This is a genomic window from Hymenobacter sp. HDW8 (assembly GCF_011305775.1).
Lineage (GTDB): Bacteria > Bacteroidota > Bacteroidia > Cytophagales > Hymenobacteraceae > Hymenobacter > Hymenobacter radiodurans.
The window spans coordinates 3,673,736-3,687,624 of record NZ_CP049907.1; the positions used below are offsets into that span (position 1 = coordinate 3,673,736).

The following is a 13,889-nucleotide window of genomic DNA, read 5'->3' on the forward strand; positions in this document are numbered from 1 at the left end:
TACCATAACCAGGATAAGCGCTGGTGCTACTGATACGGCGCAACACCGGGGCGGGTGAAATTGAAATCACTGAAGTCATAGTAGGCCCCCGAATTCTCGAAGATTCGGTAGCCATTATTAGTTAACTGGCCCCGCGGATAGAAGCCAAACAAAATCTGAATGGTGCGGAGCGCGGTGTACTCGTTGCGGAAACGCAAGCCCAAGCCGAAACCGGTAAATGGCTTGTCAAGAAATGGGGAGTCGCGGCCGGGGGTAGTAGCCAGCCAAGCAGCATCAGCAAAGGCTACTCCGGCCAGGCGGAAGCCCAGGAAAGAGACGGGCGTGTACATGGTCGCCTCATAGTTGAGCACAAAGCGACTCGTGCCGCGCAGGGTACCATCGGTACGAAAGCCGCGCAGGCCCCGTTCGCCTTCAATAGATAGCAGCTGCTCGCCAGGGCGCCGGTCGAATCCCAAGTCCATGCGGTTCCACAGGAAATGGCGCCACTGATAATTGCCGGTGTTATAGAGGCGGGTGAAATACAGAACCTGGGTGCTAAGCAGGCCTTGCTGCCAGTCCCGGTCGCGCGCGCGCACAAAAGACCCATACTCACCGCTCAGATATAGGTAACCCCGCCGTACGCTGTATAAGCCACTGGAAGCACGCACGCCATAGTAGCGCCGATTGCCCAACTCGTTTAGCTCGTAGCCCGCGGTAAGGCTGAGCAACGTGCCCGTCGGTACGTCCTCGGTACGACCAAAACCGAAGAGGTATTTATCTTTATAATAGTGCCGCACGCTGTAGCCAATGGTGCCTAGAAAAAGGCTCGCATCGGCATAATCCTCAATGGGCCGCTCGCCATACGTTGTGTTCAGGAAGCGCCCAGAAACGACAAATCGGGCCGGGTTCTCATAGCCCAGATCGTAGCTTTTCAGGCGTAAAGCCCGCCCCAGCCATACATCACGCGTGCTGTAGCGCAGCCGCTCCAGGCGAAACGGGTCGATGGGGGGCAATTGTGGTAGCTGAATAAGCCGATCATAAAAATCGAGCGCCACCGCGCCGGCGTACTTGGTATTGATGGAAACAAAGTCGCGGGCCACGTAAGCGCCTATTTCTTTGTTCTCATACTCGTTACGGTAGCGTACCTCAGCATTGACAAAGTTGCGGAAAGGCACCAAGTAGCTGCCCCGATAGCGCCAAGGCTGGGGGCTGGCGCGACCATACTCGTAGCGGTTCCGAAACTGATGGCCCAGCCCCATGAAGTTCACATCGTTCAGCCCAATGACAGCCGCATCCACATCACGAATCTGGAGCGAGCCGCTTAGGCTGAATACATCCTTGGTAATGATCTGCACGTCCACGCTGTCGGGCGTGGTGGTGGCCTCATTCACAAACACGCGGGCGTCGAGCAACTCACCCGTCTGGCGCAACAAACGCTCGGTTTCGCTTAGCTCTTGGGGTTCCAGCTCTTCGCCCACCCGAAACAGCAGCAGCTGCCGCACCCGCGACGGAGCCGTGCGAATGTGGAAAATATTGCCCCCCTTCTCCAGAAAGTTGCGCGGCTTGCGGTCGGGGTTGTTGATGCTGTAACCGAAGGCGTCGAGCGTGGTAATGTTGATGCTGCGCACAATCTTATAGTTGTGCTGGCTGTATTGACGATCGAGCAGGGTAGCATCGAGGCCGGCTCTTTCCTCAGCCCGAGCCGTGAAGTTGAACAGCGCTGCTACCGCCTTGCCAGCAATGGTCTTGCGCTTGGCATACGCTTGCAGACCCGTTAGAATACGCTCCTCATCGAAGCGCCGCCGCAAGGAGTCAGGACGGGTTTCAAGCGGAGTTCGCTCCGTGTCGGGTGCGGATGGCTGCGGGTCCTGGGCCTGCGCTATAATTACTAAGAACACCAACGGCAGCACCAGCCGCCACCGAAAACGGGGCAGCAACTGGAAAGCAGACACGAGGTAAGCAAGCATAAAGTGAGACAAAACGAAAGCCAATCGGCAACCTGCAAGGTACAAACGTCAGCGGCCACTCAGTAAGTACGAAGCTGGAGGTCAGCTGGAATTTCCAACGGAGTTGCGCGGAAATAATATCCCAAATCGGGGCCAAAAAAGCACAAGTCATTCCAATCTAAAGATTGGAACACTGGGGGCAAATACTCACCTCAACCAGCACTTTTAAGATGTGCTTTTGAAACCTTTCCTAAAAAAATTAGCTTAAGGTAGTATTGTGTATATGAAGTGTAGTTGCTATTTTTAAGCCATCAAAAGCCCTCGGATGAACGAACGGATTCAGGAAAAGCTAAGTATTTTGGCAGACGCCGCGAAGTACGATGTATCGTGCTCCAGCAGTGGCGGAAAGCGCAAAAACGAGAACAAGGGCTTGGGCAATGCGGAGGGCATGGGTATCTGCCACAGCTACACCGAAGACGGTCGTTGCGTGTCCTTGCTCAAAATCCTGCTGACCAACTATTGCATCTTCGATTGTGCCTACTGCGTATCGCGGCGGAGCAATGATGTGAAGCGTGCGGCCTTTACAGTAGATGAAGTAGTTGATCTCACGATGAACTTCTATCGCCGCAATTATATCGAAGGCCTGTTTCTCAGCTCCGGTATTTTTAAGGATTCTGACTACACCATGGAGCGCCTCGTGCGCATCGTGAAGAAGCTGCGCACCGAGCATAAGTTCAATGGTTACATTCACGTCAAGACCATTCCGGGTGCTTCACCTGAACTCATTGCGGAAGCTGGCCTGTACGCCGACCGTCTGAGCGTTAACATTGAGCTGCCTTCGGAGCTGAGTTTGCAGAATTTGGCCCCCGAGAAGAATTATAAAGAGATTCTGACCCCGATGAAGCAGATTCATCAGGGCATTGTGCAGAACAAGGAAGAGAAGGCGCTTTTCAAGAAAGTGCCGGCTTTTGCGGCGGCGGGCCAAAGCACCCAGCTTATTGTAGGTGCTTCTGACGAGAACGACCATCAGATTCTTCAGCTCTCCGATTCCCTGTACAAGGGTTATGGATTGAAGCGCGTGTATTACTCCGGCTACGTCCCGGTCACAGATGACGCGCGCCTGCCGCAGCTCACGCGCCCACCCGTTATTCGGGAGCACCGCCTGTATCAGTCCGACTGGTTGATTCGCTTCTACGGCTTTCAGGCCGATGAAATCCTGGATCCTCAGCATCCCCACCTCGATCTGGAGATTGATCCTAAGCTGGCTTGGGCGCTACGCAACCGTCACGTTTTCCCCGTGGATGTGCAGACCGCTGACTACGAGATGATTCTTCGGGTGCCTGGTGTTGGAGCACGTTCAGCCAAGCGTATCGTTGCAGCTCGCCGTTTCGCCCCGCTTACTTTAGATCATTTACACAAGTTTGGCGTGGTACTTAAGCGGGCCAAGTTCTTTCTGACATGCCGTGGCCAAGCGCTGGAAAGCCGCGAATATGATGAGCAGAGCTTGCGCCGACAGATTCTGTTTGGGTCGGGTGCAGTGCGTTCAGCCCTCGTTACCCAGCAGCTCGATCTTTTTGCGCAGGCTTCTTAATGCATTACTAAAGCCGCATCGAAGTGAATAACATTCGCAAGTAGCTATTCAATCACTTCGATGCGGCTTTCTAGTTTTTTATTTCATTCTGCCACTTCCACACCGGCCTAAGGCTCTTTATACAACCAACCATTAGCGACCAACAACTACTATTATGACTGTTTCTCACCGCGGCGCCGACGCGTCGGCCGCTCCTTCCGAATCGCCTAAAACTATGAAAGTGGCACGTTTGGCTTGCTGTTGCAAGCTCAGCGACCTGTTGCCGCTGGTCCGTCAGTTGCACGAGTCGGTGCGCACTACCAGCGCCCGCGACCAGTCGCACCCGGAGGCTGCCTGATGCCATAAGGTTGGTTTGTAGCTGAGCGGCAACTTCTTACCGCAACTATAGTAAGACGGTTTGTGCGCTACGAACTCGAACACCACGACGTCATTACCAACGGCATTACACTGCACGTTGTGCAGTGTGGGCCGCAGGATGGCCCACTGATTATACTGCTGCACGGCTTCCCCGAGTTCTGGTACAGTTGGCGCCGCCAAATCCCGGCGTTGGCTGAGGCCGGCTACCGGGTGTGGGCGCCTGATCAGCGCGGCTACAACCTTAGCAACAAGCCTCCGCGTTTGGCCGATTATAAGATGCCGGCTTTAGCAGCCGATATCATTGGCTTGATTGACGCGGCCGGGCACGAGCACGCCTTTCTGGTCGGCCACGACTGGGGCGCGCTCGTAGCGTGGAATCTGGCGGCCTATTTTCCTGATCGAGTGGCCCGGGTGGCAATCCTGAATGTGCCGCACCCGAGGGTGATGACTCAAGAGCTACGGCGCAGCTTCCGACAGTTGAGCAAGAGTTGGTATATCTTCTTTTTTCAGCTTTCGTGGCTGCCCGAGAAGGCATTCAGCCTTAATAATTACCAACTCGGCGAGCAAACACTGCGCGGAACCAGCCGTCGGGGGGCATTTAGTAATGAAGACTTGAAGCAGTACCGAGCAGCTTGGGCGCAGCCTGGGGCCATTACCAGCATGCTCAATTGGTATCGGGCGGCGGCGCGCTACGTGCGGCAATTGAATCCGCCGGGGCGGGTGCGGGTGCCGGTGCACATTGTGTGGGGCAAGCGAGATGCTTTTCTCAACGCCAATATGGCGCAGGAAAGCCTGGCGTGGTGCGAGGCTGGTCGTCTTACCTATTTTGATAAGGCTACGCATTGGGTGCAGCACGAAGATCCCGAAGCTGTCAATGAGTTGCTGCTGCGATTTTTTGGCCATTATCATGAGAATGGAGGCCATTGAAAGGAGAGGAACTTCGGTGAACTCCTGCATTACTTAACCTCAGAGCGCCAGATGCAGTAAGAAAGGCTAGTGTTCACTTAAACCCAACCGATATATGAGCATTTCCCAATCTGCCGCCGCCACGCACTTAAACGCTTCTCTTGAGATTCTGAAGGGCAATATCAACAACGGTAAAACTCCTGCTATTGGCAACATTAACGGCTGGAGTGAACTCCTGGAAACGGGCGATGATCCGGCCTACGATACAATTGCCAACGATTTGAGAGAGCTGGAAGGTGTTATTAATACAGGCGATGCAGCTCAGATCAGTAGCCTGCTCCTGACTCTGGCTGAGCATATCAACAGTGTGGTTGATGGCGCTACGCCCAATTTTATTGATCAGCTGCACCAGTTGGCCCAAGCCCTCAGCGACGCGGCCCGCCAGCTGCAACCCGTACAAGGCTAAATATCTCCTAAGCTGGCCCGTTGTGCTAAATCTGGCGCTTGCCTGCCGAAGCATAACGGGCTGTTAGTTGGTTCGTATAGCCTTCTCTTTACTCCGCTTTATGCACGATTACACTTACGATGGCTCTTTTGATGGCTTGTTGACGGTATTGCTGGAGATGTACGAGCGCAAAACGCTCCCCAACAGCATTCAGCCGGCCGATGCGGCGCAGGGGGGGCTTTTTACGACCACTGTACCCATTGCCACCAGCGAAGAAAAAGCCACCCGTGTATGGCAGGGACTGCTGAAATACATGGATAAGGAGGCGCGTACGCGTTTGTATCATGTGTTTCTGTCGGAGCGCGCCGACCGCGAAATCATCATTTGCCGCTATGTGCAGCTGGCAGTGCAGGCCAAGGGTAGGGTGGATATTTCGGAGAACTACACCAACGACAGCGTGCGCCTTGTGGCCGACATCGACAAGCAGATGTTTCGCGAAAAGCACCGCATGGAAGCTTTCGTGCGCTTCGAGAAAACCCAGGACGAACTGTTTCACGCCACCATTGAGCCCGACTTTGATGTGCTGCCGCTCATTGCGCCCCACTTCACTAAGCGCTACGCCGATCAGCGCTGGCTGATCTTTGACCGGCGCCGCGGCTACGGTCTTTATTACGACCTGCACCGCACCGACATCGTGCAGTTTGAAGAAAAAGCCCCCCAGCGCTCCACCGACGTATCGGCCACGGTGCTGGACGAGCGCGAGCCATTGTTTCGCCTGCTCTGGCAAACCTATTTTGACCACGCCAATATTCCAGAACGCCGCAATATGAAGCTGCACCGGCGTCACATCCCGCTGCGCTACTGGCGCTACCTAAGTGAAAAGCAGCCCCGCGAAACCCGGTTTCAACCAATCAAAAACAAGACATTAACCAAGGATTCGAATCAGCTGCAATAAGTAGTAAGCATTTAAGCATCTATACGATTGTCATGCAGAGCGCAGCGAAGCATCTCGCATGCAGTCGTCAGGGTTCGTATTGCAACGTCAGCACGCGAGATGCTTCGCTGCGCTCGGCATTACGACCTTGATAAGTTGATTTAATTCAGGCTAAAAAGCCCCCGCGTGTCATTACCGGCACCGCTTCTTGTACAAGCCGGGTGTAATTCCCTCGTACTTTTTGAATAGCGACTGGAAGTAATTCGTGTTGTTGAAACCGGCGCGGAAGCATACGTCGGCTACCGTCGTGAGGGGATTGCGCAGTAGGCGTTTGGCTTCGGCTAGGCGCTCCTGAATAATGTATTCAACTGGCGTGAGACCAAACTCGCGCTTGAACAAGCGGAAGAACGTGGCTTTACTCATGCAGGCCAGCTCGCTGAGCTTTTCTACCGTTATCTGCTCGGTGAGGTGGCGCTTGATGTACTGCACCACGTGGGCAAAGCGGTGGGTGCTCAGGTGGTGAGCGTAGTTGTGAAAAATGAGCTGACGAGCCTGCGTTTGCATCAGCCGAATCAGCAGCTCCTGCAAGGTAAACGACGCCAGTACGTCTTTGCTGGCGTGCGTCTCCTGCGAAAGATGAATAAGCCGCTCCAGCGTGCCGGTTAGCTCAGGCGTGTTGGTGAGGTGAGCATTATCGGTCATTGCCAGGCTCCAGGGGGCTTTTTCCTCGGCCAGCGGCAGGCGCTCATTCAGTAAGTCAACCGTTTGGCGGATAGTGTCGGCGGGGATGGCCAGGGCCAGACACTGGGTGGGATTGGTGGCGCTGGCTTCAGGGAAATCAATCTCCATGAGCTGCTGCTCACCCACGATTACAGATTCGCCGGGCAAATAATCGAAGGCTGGTCGGCCGGCCAGGTGCATTACTTTCTTGCCCCGCAGCATGGTGGTCAGCACGAGGTTTCCCATGCTCAGCGGCACCTTGCTGGCCGTCTGGCGCGTCTCAAAGATGTTCAGCTCGAAGGCGTCCAGCGAATACACGGTGCGATTTTCAACCAAAGCATGAAGCTGATCGGGGTGGCGCAGCGCAACGGGCGACGGTAGAAAGGCCTGGGACATAACGGGTGGGACTAGGGAGCGAAAAACTTGCGACTATAGGCGGATAGACTGAGAGAATACTACACACTTTTAAGCAATAACGAAAGCTACCTTGGGGTAAGTGTTCATTCATAACTCCCACAGCATGGAAACGTTAGAAAATCCCACCACACTCATCGCTCGCCCCCAGTTCAAATCCCACTACGACAACTTCATCGGCGGCAAGTGGGTGGCCCCCGTCAAAGGCCAGTACTTCGAGAACCCGTCACCCATCGATGGCAAGGCGTTTTGTAAAGTAGCTCGCTCGACCAAAGAGGATATTGAGCTGGCATTGGATGCCGCCCATGAGGCGTTTAAGTCGTGGAGCAAAGCTTCGGCTACTACCCGCAGCAACGTGCTTTTGAAGATTGCCGACATCATGGAAGCAAATCTGGAGCACTTAGCGGCGGTAGAAACGGTAGAGAACGGCAAAGCCATCCGCGAAACCATGGCCGCCGACCTACCTCTCGCCATCGACCATTTCCGCTACTTCGCGGGCGTCATTCGGGCTGAGGAAGGCTCGGCGACGGAGCTGAATGAGAACACGCTTTCCCTTGTCATTCAGGAGCCGCTGGGCGTAGTGGGCCAGATCATTCCCTGGAATTTCCCGCTGCTGATGGCCACCTGGAAAATTGCTCCCGCACTAGCCGCTGGCTGCTGCGTGGTGGTAAAGCCCGCCGAGCAGACGCCCGCCTCTATTATGGTGCTCATGGAGCTGATCCAAGATGTACTGCCCGCGGGTGTAATTAACGTCGTGAATGGCTTTGGCCTCGAAGCCGGTAAGCCGCTCGCTAGCAACAAGCGCGTGCAGAAAGTTGCCTTCACGGGTGAGACGACTACTGGCCGCCTCATTCTGCAATACGCTGCCGAGAATATTATTCCCGTTACGATGGAGCTGGGGGGCAAATCGCCGAACATCTTCTGCAAATCGGTGATGGACCACGACGACGACTTCCTCGACAAGTGCTTGGAGGGCGCGGCCATGTTCGCGCTAAATCAGGGCGAAATCTGCACCTGTCCGTCGCGCCTGCTCATTCACGAAGACATTTACGACCAGTTTATGCCGCGCCTGATTGAGCGCGTGAAAGCCATCAAATTAGGCCATCCGCTTGACCCCGACACCATGATGGGCGCCCAGGCCTCGAACGATCAGTACGAGAAAATTCTGAGCTACCTCGAAATCGGCAAGGCCGAAGGAGCGGAGGTGCTGGTAGGCGGCGAAGCCCACGCCCACGATCATGAGGATCTAACCGAAGGCTACTACATCAAGCCTACCATCTTCCGTGGCCACAATAAAATGCGCATTTTCCAGGAGGAGATCTTTGGGCCGGTGCTGTCGGTAACCACTTTCAAGGACAATGACGAGGCCATTGAGCTAGCTAACGACACGCTTTACGGCCTTGGTGCTGGCCTCTGGAGCCGCGACGCCCACGAGCTGTACAAAATGCCCCGCGCCATTCAGGCCGGCCGCGTGTGGGTCAACTGCTACCACGACTATCCCGCTGGCGCCCCATTCGGTGGCTACAAGGCATCGGGTTTCGGCCGTGAAAACCACAAGATGATGCTCGCGCACTACCGCCAGACCAAGAACATGCTCATCTCCTACAGCCAGCAAAAGCTAGGCTTCTTTTAAGCATTACTTGAGTTGAAACTGTTTAATTAGAACGTCATGCCGAGCGACAGCGACGCATCTCGCTCGCGGTAGTAGGGTTATTACTCCTGCATCAGCACGCGAGATGCTTCCTGTCGTCAGCATGACGTTCTATTATGTTGAAAAATCATCTTTTACCATTGCCATGACCACCCCCCGCGTCCTCGTAACACCCGCTGCTGAAGCCACTATCGATTTGCTCCGTGATGAGCATGGCCCCTTGATGTTTCACCAAAGCGGTGGCTGCTGCGACGGATCTTCGCCCATGTGCTTTGCGGCGGGTGAATTTCGGGTGGGCGGGGCCGATGTATGGCTGGGCACTATCCACGGCTGCGACTTTTTCATGAGTGCCAGCCAGTTTGAGTACTGGCAGCACACGCAGCTCACGGTGGATGTTACGAAGGGACGTGGTGCCAGCTTCTCGCTCGAAATTCCCTTGGGTGTGCGCTTTCTGATTCGCTCGCGGCTATTCACGGAGGAAGAATCGAAGCACATGGAGCCGGTGCTGGATGGAGAAGAGTACCTAGCCCGCACCACCAATTCTTAAATAAGCACAAGCATAAAAAAGCCCCCCACAACTGGTTGTGGGGGGCTTTTTTATGCTTGTATCGTTCAGAAGGAGCTTTGTTGCCTATTTAACTTTAACTGGTAAACCTTCGAGCTGGGCATAGCTGAGTTTCCAGCTGCCTTTGGGGTTCTTTTTCCAGAGCAGGATGAAGTTGCCTTCGCCTTCGCCCATAGGAGTGCCCGGTGTTGAAGGCTCTACATCCACGGAGTACGTGCCGGCCTCGTAGGCTATTTGCGCGTCGGTGCCGGAGCTTACTACGTTGGTGCGCAAGTTGGAAATGGTGCCCATGGTTTCGCGCACCCAACGGTTCGACACTTCCGACTTGCCCTGAAAATGGGCTTCACCTTGCAGGAAATGCACATCGTCGGCGAAGAGCGTATCTAGCTGAATGGCATTTTTGCTGTTCCAGGCACTGATAAACTGCTGATTGAGCGTCTGCGCATTCACGGCCGAGTCTTTCTCGTCGGTTTTGGTGCAAGAGGCCGTCAGAAGTACGGAAGCGGATAAAATCCAAAGGAAGGATTTCATAAAAAGGGGAGTATTAGAGTGTGGACTGTAAAGAAATTCGCCGGCTCCGGCGCAAGGCTAGAGTCGGCGAAAGTAGAAAAATTCCGGAGTTACCAGCTCTTTCTGCGCACTTCCGAAGAAGGATACGGCGTGTTACGCTCGCCATACGACTCGTTGGGCAAATAAGCAGCATTAGAAGCGGTAGGAGCGCCGTCGGCGCCAACCAGCATCATAGGAGTAGTGGCTGCAAAGCCATTAGCCATCATAGGATACTGTGTTTGCTGTGGTTTGGCTGTGGCTACAGCGGCTTTCTTTTCGGCCGCCTCTACGCGGCGAGCTAGGGCAGCACGCTCAGCGCGGTCGGCAGCGGCGCGGTTAGCAGCAGCACGATTAGCAGCGGCTACGCGAGCGGCTTCCTTGCGCTTATTGTCGGTGCGTTTACCAATGGCATACCCTACGCCAGCGCCGGCCACACCGCCTACTACACCACCCACGGGGCGGTTGCGCTTGTTAATAATAGCGCCAGCAGCGGCGCCACCTACACCACCAATTACGGCACCTTTCGCCTGAGGGCTCCAAGGCTTTTTCTCCTGCGCCTGAACCGCGTTCGTAAAGGTTGCCGAGATCAGCAAAATCAGCGTCGATATATAACTGAGCTTTTTCATGACGAATGTTTTAAGTTGGGAATCTTATACAAATTCTTAGCAGGTAAATACAAGCACCGTGCCACAACAGCTCATCTGTCGTAGCACGATTAACGAAGTAGAATGCAAAAAGGATTATCGGATTTAAAATAAAAGCTAGAAAAGGGAGGCTAATTTGCTCTGTTTCAAAGGATAATTAGCCAAGATTTTCTGCTTTCAGAGCATTGTTTTTCGCAAAGGTGACTGGTGAAACAGATAGCAGAAAACAGCGTTTTGCTAGAGCTCCGTCACGGTGATTTGGATATCCGTATTACGGCCGTGGTCGTCGGCGCAGGATATCTTCAGTGGCCCCGCTTGCGGCCGAAAAAAGACACGCTCTGTAGCGGAGGCGGCGCGCAAAAACTCATCGTTCACGTACCAATATACCTGCCGGACTTCGCTATCGGTGGTACAGCTCAGCAGCAACTGCTGGCCCTCGCCCCGGTTGAGCACATAGTCGGTGCCCGCCTGGGGCGAGATTATGCTGGGGGCCATTTCGGGGCCGCCCCGCACGAGCTGGCAAGTGGGATTGTGGGGCGGCAGACGCCGGTAGGGTAATCCTTGCATTTCGCGAAAAGCCGCCACACCGGGGGGTAAATTAGGATATAGCTCGCGCCGAAAACCGGCCGCTGGCGCGCAGGCCCGGCAATATACGGTGGCCCCATCGGCCGCCAAGAGCACCTCGCGCTGGTGTTGGCAGCGCTGCGCCGACGATACGCCCGGCAGGAAATAATCGATGAGCTGGTTGGGGCAGTACTCGCCGGGCGGACGGCCACTCTCGGCGCACACCAACCGGAAATCGAGGCTACTGGGGGGCAAAAACCAGTTGTTGGGCGAATTGTACGCCAACGCATTAAACAAGTCGAATAGGAGGGGAGTAGCTACCTCCGAGCCGGTGAGCGCGGGCGCGCCTTGCCCGCTGAAATTGCCCACCCACACGCCAATGGTGTATTCGCGGTTATAACCGATGCTCCAGGCATCGCGGCGGCCGTAGCTGGTGCCGGTTTTCCAGGCAATTTTAGGCAGTCGCCGACTGGTTTCGTAGCCCACAGGCAAATCAGGACGCGTGAGCTGGGCGAGGATATCAGTGGTCAGGTAAGCGGCCGATTCCGAGAGTAGCGCGGTTGCCGGTTTTTGCACCCCAGTCGTCTTTTTGGATGTAAAGGCTTTGCTCGAAGTAGTTGCGGTATTCCACGCCAGAGGTGCGTACTGGCCACCATTGGCAAGAGTCACATACAAGTTGGTCAGTTCCTCCAGCGTCGCCCCGCAGCCGCCGAGAATGGTGCTTAGGCCCAAATGAGGTGCATCGCGCGTTACGCGCCGGAAGCCGGCCTGGCTGAGCTTGTCCGTGAACGTGGGAACACCCAGTTCGGCGAGCACGCCCACGGCCGGAATATTTAGCGAGTAAGCCAACGCCCGTTCCACGGTTACCTCCCCATGACAGCGCTTATCAAAATTCTCGGGTCGGTAGCCGCGAAAGTTCGTGGGTACATCGGGTAAAAGCTGCTTGGGCGTGAGCAGCCCGCGGTCGAGGGCCAGCGCATACAGAAAAGGCTTGAGCGTACTGCCCGGCGAACGAACCGCCTGCACCCCATCATTCTGGCCTTGGTTGGCGGCGTCGCCAAAATCAGCCGAACCCACGTAGGCTTCCACGGCGCGGGTGCGGTTATTAATGACTAATACTGCCGCGTTGGTGATGCCCAGCGCATACAATCTGCGCACGTAATTGCGGGTCAGGTCTTCGGCTTTGGCTTGCTTGCCGCGCTGCAAGGTGGAGCTGATGCTGGCCTGACCCGGAAACCGCTGCACCAGCCGCCGCGCCAGATGCGGAGCTAGGCTAGGGGCTGCGTGGCGTTCCACATCCAGCGGCTCCAGTAGGGCGTCGGCTATATCCTGTTCGGGAAACAGATTTTGCCCCCCAAAGCGCCACAGCCACCTATTTCGCTCTGCTAAAATAGCGGCGTTGTGTTTGCCCAGCACCAAACCCGTGGGCCGGTTCGGGATGATGGCCAGCGTCACGGTTTGAGCCAAAGACAAGTAATCGGGTGGCTGCTGAAAGTAGAGGAGCGCCGCTGATTTTACGCCTTCCACGTTGCCACCGTAGGGTATCAGATTCAGATACAGCTGCAGAATTTCGTCTTTGCTGTAATGCGTCTCCAGCTGCACGGCCCGCAGCATTTCCAAGAGCTTATTGGCTACCGTGCGCTCCTTGGGTTCCAGCAGCCGCGCCACTTGCATAGAAATCGTGCTGGCGCCCGTCGTGCGACCGTCTTTGAACAGATTACGCGTCGCGGCCTTTATGATTGCCAGCGGATTGACGCCGAAATGGTAATAGAAGTAGCGGTCTTCCTTTTCAATGATAGCGGTACGCAAGACTGGTGTTATCTCGCCCAGCTCGGTTTTCATCCGCCACTTCTGCGTGGGGTTGAGGTAGGCGTGCAGCACCGAACCATCGGCAGCCATTACTAGGGGCGAGTACTGCGGAGCCGGTGGCAGCGGAAACAGATGGTCGAGCCCCAGCAATGCCAACAGCCCAGCCAGCAACGCCATTATCATTCGCCATGTGTGCCGCCGAGTCATGGTCAAATATAACCGTGAGCAGGCTCCTAAACCAGCGTGTGGAGCTACCCAACTCAACTGGTGAAGAATCATTGCCACTCCTGCAGATACTGCTTGCACCTGCTCCGAGCGCACGGTGTGCTATATTATGTATTTGCTATGTCACAAACACGCCTTATTCTTTCCGAAAGGGCCGCTAAATAGTTGGCTTTTCACTAATCCAATTTGAGGGTCAGTATCGTAGATAAATTCAGTTCATAATTCGAAAAAGCCTCACGATTCATTTAATGCGGGTAGCTCTGTTTAATAATTAAAGCACAGAATAAAAATGGGATTTTAATGCTGTGTGTCACAAAAGCAGTTTGGTATTCCTTTTCGTACGCGTGCTTGGCAAATAATATTGCCACAGTTACAAGAGCTTATACAAGCGATAATAGCTGGAGTATTCGCAAAGCTTTGTATAGCAGTATGTTGTAATAATATATTGTCGTATTCGACTCTGTAATAGCGAGCAACAGAGCAGGAATTATATCGGCAATAGCTTGATTTTAATGTGAAAGCGCGGCTTTTACGCTGAATTCATGCAAAGGTTTTGTAAAGAGAAAAAAGATTTAAAATAAAATAAATCG

12 protein-coding genes are annotated in these 13,889 nt (G+C 54.6%); 7 read left to right on the forward strand and 5 right to left on the reverse strand.

Going from position 1 to position 13,889, the window contains the following annotated elements; translation table 11 throughout:
• Window positions 1-26: 26 nt before the first annotated feature.
• Window positions 27-1,946 carry a hypothetical protein gene (locus tag G7064_RS15680; protein WP_166074318.1) on the reverse strand — a complete coding sequence of 640 codons (1,920 nt, stop codon included), beginning with the start codon at window positions 1,944-1,946 and terminating at the stop codon, window positions 27-29.
• A gap of 304 nt (window positions 1,947-2,250) precedes the next feature.
• Here G7064_RS15680 and G7064_RS15685 point away from each other — a divergent pair, with 304 nt between their 5' ends.
• The 5 genes from G7064_RS15685 to G7064_RS15705 all read left to right on the forward strand — a co-directional run bounded on the left by G7064_RS15685 (window position 2,251) and on the right by G7064_RS15705 (window position 6,179).
• A complete protein-coding gene (locus G7064_RS15685; RefSeq protein ID WP_166074319.1) occupies window positions 2,251-3,516 on the forward strand; it encodes a putative DNA modification/repair radical SAM protein in 1,266 nt (421 codons plus the stop codon).
• A gap of 154 nt (window positions 3,517-3,670) precedes the next feature.
• Window positions 3,671-3,853: a hypothetical protein gene (locus G7064_RS15690; protein ID WP_166074320.1), complete on the forward strand. Its 183-nt coding sequence runs from the start codon at window positions 3,671-3,673 to the stop codon at window positions 3,851-3,853.
• A 62-nt stretch (window positions 3,854-3,915) separates the two neighbouring features.
• Entirely contained in the window at window positions 3,916-4,800 is an 885-nt protein-coding gene (locus G7064_RS15695; protein WP_166074321.1) for an alpha/beta fold hydrolase, read from the forward strand.
• A 94-nt stretch (window positions 4,801-4,894) separates the two neighbouring features.
• Window positions 4,895-5,245, forward strand: coding sequence for a hypothetical protein (locus tag G7064_RS15700; RefSeq protein WP_166074322.1), 351 nt, complete (start codon window positions 4,895-4,897; stop codon window positions 5,243-5,245).
• 100 nt (window positions 5,246-5,345) lie between these two features.
• The gene (locus G7064_RS15705) at window positions 5,346-6,179 is read left to right on the forward strand and encodes a TIGR03915 family putative DNA repair protein (protein WP_166074323.1); all 834 of its coding nucleotides are present in this window, start codon (window positions 5,346-5,348) and stop codon (window positions 6,177-6,179) included.
• 171 nt (window positions 6,180-6,350) lie between these two features.
• Here G7064_RS15705 and G7064_RS15710 read toward each other — a convergent pair whose 3' ends face one another.
• On the reverse strand, window positions 6,351-7,274 hold the full coding sequence (locus G7064_RS15710; RefSeq protein WP_133273926.1) for an AraC family transcriptional regulator: 924 nt from the start codon (window positions 7,272-7,274) through the stop codon (window positions 6,351-6,353).
• Window positions 7,275-7,398: 124 nt separating this feature from the next.
• On the opposite strand from G7064_RS15710, the gene G7064_RS15715 reads away from it, so the two are divergent.
• Both G7064_RS15715 and G7064_RS15720 read left to right on the forward strand, forming a co-directional pair.
• On the forward strand, window positions 7,399-8,925 hold the full coding sequence (locus tag G7064_RS15715) for an aldehyde dehydrogenase family protein (protein ID WP_133273925.1): 1,527 nt from the start codon (window positions 7,399-7,401) through the stop codon (window positions 8,923-8,925).
• A 121-nt stretch (window positions 8,926-9,046) separates the two neighbouring features.
• A complete protein-coding gene (locus G7064_RS15720) occupies window positions 9,047-9,490 on the forward strand; it encodes a DUF779 domain-containing protein (RefSeq protein WP_240935531.1) in 444 nt (147 codons plus the stop codon).
• A gap of 84 nt (window positions 9,491-9,574) precedes the next feature.
• Here G7064_RS15720 and G7064_RS15725 read toward each other — a convergent pair whose 3' ends face one another.
• From G7064_RS15725 to pbpC, 3 genes are all read right to left on the reverse strand, one after another.
• Window positions 9,575-10,039: a YybH family protein gene (locus tag G7064_RS15725; RefSeq protein ID WP_166074325.1), complete on the reverse strand. Its 465-nt coding sequence runs from the start codon at window positions 10,037-10,039 to the stop codon at window positions 9,575-9,577.
• An 89-nt stretch (window positions 10,040-10,128) separates the two neighbouring features.
• On the reverse strand, window positions 10,129-10,683 hold the full coding sequence (locus G7064_RS15730; RefSeq protein WP_166074326.1) for a YMGG-like glycine zipper-containing protein: 555 nt from the start codon (window positions 10,681-10,683) through the stop codon (window positions 10,129-10,131).
• 255 nt (window positions 10,684-10,938) lie between these two features.
• Entirely contained in the window at window positions 10,939-13,281 is a 2,343-nt protein-coding gene (gene pbpC, locus G7064_RS15735; protein ID WP_166074327.1) for a penicillin-binding protein 1C, read from the reverse strand.
• Window positions 13,282-13,889: the final 608 nt, after the last annotated feature.

What these genes read in the sequence shown, in the direction of transcription:
- G7064_RS15680 (WP_166074318.1), bottom strand. Translation starts at nt 1,946, where the DNA reads ATGCTTGCTTACCTCGTGTCTGCTTTCCAGTTGCTGCCCCGTTTTCGG.
- G7064_RS15685 (WP_166074319.1), top strand. Translation starts at nt 2,251, where the DNA reads ATGAACGAACGGATTCAGGAAAAGCTAAGTATTTTGGCAGACGCCGCG.
- G7064_RS15690 (WP_166074320.1), top strand. Translation starts at nt 3,671, where the DNA reads ATGACTGTTTCTCACCGCGGCGCCGACGCGTCGGCCGCTCCTTCCGAA.
- G7064_RS15700 (WP_166074322.1), top strand. Translation starts at nt 4,895, where the DNA reads ATGAGCATTTCCCAATCTGCCGCCGCCACGCACTTAAACGCTTCTCTT.
- G7064_RS15705 (WP_166074323.1), top strand. Translation starts at nt 5,346, where the DNA reads ATGCACGATTACACTTACGATGGCTCTTTTGATGGCTTGTTGACGGTA.
- G7064_RS15710 (WP_133273926.1), bottom strand. Translation starts at nt 7,274, where the DNA reads ATGTCCCAGGCCTTTCTACCGTCGCCCGTTGCGCTGCGCCACCCCGAT.
- G7064_RS15715 (WP_133273925.1), top strand. Translation starts at nt 7,399, where the DNA reads ATGGAAACGTTAGAAAATCCCACCACACTCATCGCTCGCCCCCAGTTC.
- G7064_RS15720 (WP_240935531.1), top strand. Translation starts at nt 9,047, where the DNA reads ATGACGTTCTATTATGTTGAAAAATCATCTTTTACCATTGCCATGACC.
- G7064_RS15725 (WP_166074325.1), bottom strand. Translation starts at nt 10,039, where the DNA reads ATGAAATCCTTCCTTTGGATTTTATCCGCTTCCGTACTTCTGACGGCC.
- G7064_RS15730 (WP_166074326.1), bottom strand. Translation starts at nt 10,683, where the DNA reads ATGAAAAAGCTCAGTTATATATCGACGCTGATTTTGCTGATCTCGGCA.
- pbpC (WP_166074327.1), bottom strand. Translation starts at nt 13,281, where the DNA reads ATGACTCGGCGGCACACATGGCGAATGATAATGGCGTTGCTGGCTGGG.